General features: G+C 56.1%; 1 pseudogene. It reads left to right on the top strand.

The window, feature by feature from the left end:
- Positions 1–442, top strand: a pseudogene (locus SB751_RS28240) (IS1-like element IS1B family transposase); the annotation flags it as partial.

Below are 442 nucleotides of genomic sequence, written 5' to 3'. Positions count from 1 at the left end.
CCGCTTCTCAACCCGGTACGCACCAGAAAATCATTGATATGGCCATGAATGGCGTTGGATGCCGGGCAACTGCCCGCATTATGGGCGTTGGCCTCAACACGATTTTACGTCACTTAAAAAACTCAGGCCGCAGTCGGTAACCTCGCGCATACAGCCGGGCAGTGACGTCATCGTCTGCGCGGAAATGGACGAACAGTGGGGCTATGTCGGGGCTAAATCGCGCCAGCGCTGGCTGTTTTACGCGTATGACAGGCTCCGGAAGACGGTTGTTGCGCACGTATTCGGTGAACGCACTATGGCGACGCTGGGGCGTCTTATGAGCCTGCTGTCACCCTTTGACGTGGTGATATGGATGACGGATGGCTGGCCGCTGTATGAATCCCGCCTGAAGGGAAAGCTGCACGTAATCAGCAAGCGATATACGCAGCGAATTGAGCGGCAT

The sequence above is a fragment of the Cupriavidus sp. SIMBA_020 genome (genome assembly GCF_046535395.1).
In the GTDB taxonomy this organism is placed as follows: Bacteria; Pseudomonadota; Gammaproteobacteria; order Burkholderiales; family Burkholderiaceae; genus Cupriavidus; species Cupriavidus campinensis.
The sequence above is the reverse complement of the archived record's forward strand: the minus strand, read 5'-3'. Positions and strand labels throughout refer to the sequence as shown.